This is a genomic window from Paracoccus sp. UBA5162 (genome assembly GCF_002413585.1).
In the GTDB taxonomy this organism is placed as follows: Bacteria; Pseudomonadota; Alphaproteobacteria; order Rhodobacterales; family Rhodobacteraceae; genus Paracoccus.
Map to the genome: position 1 here is coordinate 1 of NZ_DHXG01000030.1, position 2,685 is coordinate 2,685.

Here is a 2,685-nt window from a genome sequence, read left to right on the forward strand (position 1 = left end):
GGCCTCAACGCGCTCGATCATGCGGATCAGGCCGAATTCTACTGCTCGGGCCGCGCCTCCAATGAAGCGGCCTTCCTTTATCAGCTATTCGCACGCGCATTTGGCACCAACAATTTCCCCGATTGTTCGAACATGTGCCACGAAGCGACCAGCGTAGGTCTCGCCAAGTCCATCGGTCTGGGCAAGGGGTCGGTGACGCTGGAGGATTTCGACCAGGCGGACGCGATCTTCTGCATCGGGCACAATCCCGGGACCAACCATCCGCGCATGCTCTCCACCCTGGCGGCGGCGGCGCGGCGGGGCGTGCCGATCATCGTCGCCAACCCGTTGCGGGAACGCGGCCTGGAACGCTTCAAGTCGCCCCAGCATCCGACCGAAATGCTCACGCCCAAAGCGACGCGGCTGGCCTCGGCCTATCACCAGGTGAAGGTCGGCGGCGACCTGCCGATGCTGCGCGGGATCATGAAGGCGCTGCTTGCTTCCGATGCGCAGGATCTGGCGGCGGGCGGCCCCGGCTTGCTCGACCGCGCCTTCATCGCCGAACATACGGTCGGCATCGAAGCACTGCGCGCTGAAATCGACGTGCAGGACTGGGAAGCGCTGGAACAGGGCAGCGGCCTCAGCCGCGCGGCGATGGAAAGCATGGCGCAGGTCTACGCGACGGCGCGCAACGTCATCATCTGCTATGGCATGGGCATCACCCAGCACCGCCACGGGACGCAGAATGTCCAGCAGATCGCCAATCTGTTGCTGATGCGCGGCAATTTCGGCCGGCCGGGCGCCGGCATCTGCCCCCTACGCGGGCACAGCAATGTCCAGGGCGATCGCACCGTGGGCATCACCGAATTGCCCAAAGAAGACATGCTCGCCCGGCTCGACGCCCGGTTCGGCATCGCCAGCCCGCGCAAGCCGGGCCACAGCGCGGTGGAGGCGCTGGCGGCGATGGCATCGGGCGACGCTCGCGCGCTGATCGCGCTGGGCGGCAATCTGGCTGTCGCCATGCCCGACCCGCAGCTCTGCTTCCCGGCGTTCCGCAAGCTCGATCTCGCCGTCCATATCCTCACCAAGTTCAACCGGTCCTGCCTGCTTCCGGCGCGGGAAACGATCGTCCTCCCCTGTCTCGGGCGGACCGAACTCGACGTGCAGGCAAGCGGCCCTCAATGGGTGACGGTGGAAGACAGCATGTCGATGGTCCATGCCTCGCGCGGGCGGCTGAAGCCCGCCGCCGAGGGGCTGAAGTCCGAACCGGCCATCGTCGCGGCCATGGCCCGGGCGACCCTGGGCGACGGCGGCATCGACTGGGAGTGGCTGGTCGCCGACTATGATCGCATTCGCGACGCGATCGAAGCGGTGTTCCCTGATTTTCGGGACTTCAACAATCGCGTTCGCGTGCCCGGCGGCTTCCGCCTGACCGTTGGCCCGGCGCAGCGCCAATGGCCGACGCCCGATGGCAAGGCGCATTTCCTGACGGCGGGGGACGGCGGCGCGCATGTCCTCGAAGACCGGCTGATGCTCGCCACCATTCGCAGCCACGACCAGTATAACACCACCATCTATGGCCTCAACGATCGCTATCGCGGCATCACCGGTCGGCGCGATATCCTGTTCATGAACGCCGCCGACATGGCGCGGCTCGGCATCGCCCATGGCGATCGGGTCGATGTCGTGGCCGCGCCCGATCGCGTCCTGGCCGGCCAGACCGCGATCCACCATGACATCGCGCCCGGCTCCGTCGCCGCTTATTATCCGGAAGCCAACGGCCTGCTTCCTCTCGACGGCCATGATCGGCAGAGCGGCACGCCGGCCTATAAGACGATCCCCGTCCTTATCCGCCCGGCCGCGTAACGATCCTGGCGATTACGCCTTTGCTTTGACACAAGGAAGCCGTAGCTTCCCCCGCATGGCAAAGGACAGCGCACAGAACCGGGCCCTGGCGACCATCGCCGTCTACAGTCTCAAGGGGGGCGTGGGCAAAACCACCTTCGCGATCAACCTCGCCTGGGCGTCGGCCTGCATCTCGAAACGCCGCACCCTGCTCTGGGATCTCGATCCGCAGGCGGCGTCCAGCTGGCTGCTCTCGACCGACCATAGCAGCCGCGACGCGGCGCAGGCGATCTTCAGCAAGGATGTGGAGGTGCGCAAGCTGATCCAGCCCTCCACCGTGCCGGGGCTGGACCTCATCGCCGCCGACACCTCGCTGCGCGGGCTCGATCATCTCTTCCGCGAGATGGACAAGAAGAAACGGCTCGCCAGGCTGATCGAAACGCTGGGCCGCGATTATGACCGCATCATCCTCGATTGCCCGCCCGGCCTCACCGAAACCAGCGAACAGGTGCTGCGCGCCGCCGACATCATCGTCATCCCGGTCATCCCCTCGCCCCTGTCGCAGCGGGCGATGGGGGAAGTCGCGCGCTATCTGGTGCAGCGCGGCGGCGCCCATGCGCCGATCCTGCCGGTCTATTCGATGGTCGACCGCCGCCGCAGCCTGCACCGCGCGGCGCTGGAAAGCCAGACCGGCTGGCCCGCCATCCCCATGGCCAGCACGGTCGAACAGATGACGGTCCGCCGCAAGCCGCTGGGCGCCTTCGCGCCCAATTCGCCCCCGGCCCAGGCCTTCTCCACGCTCTGGACCCAGGTGGAGCGGCAACTGAGCGCGCGCTAGGACGCGCGGCCGGTCCTGGGCAA

2 protein-coding genes are annotated in these 2,685 nt (G+C 67.0%); both read left to right on the forward strand.

The window, feature by feature from the left end:
- Window positions 1-1,845, forward strand: a 1,845-nt coding sequence (locus B4A72_RS03950) for an FdhF/YdeP family oxidoreductase (RefSeq protein WP_292978119.1), incomplete at its 5' end; no start/stop codon positions are given.
- Window positions 1,781-2,662 (forward strand): ParA family protein, encoded by an 882-nt coding sequence (locus B4A72_RS03955; RefSeq protein ID WP_292978120.1) that lies wholly within the window; start codon window positions 1,781-1,783, stop codon window positions 2,660-2,662. The genes B4A72_RS03950 and B4A72_RS03955, both read left to right, overlap by 65 nt.
- Window positions 2,663-2,685 lie beyond the last annotated feature (23 nt).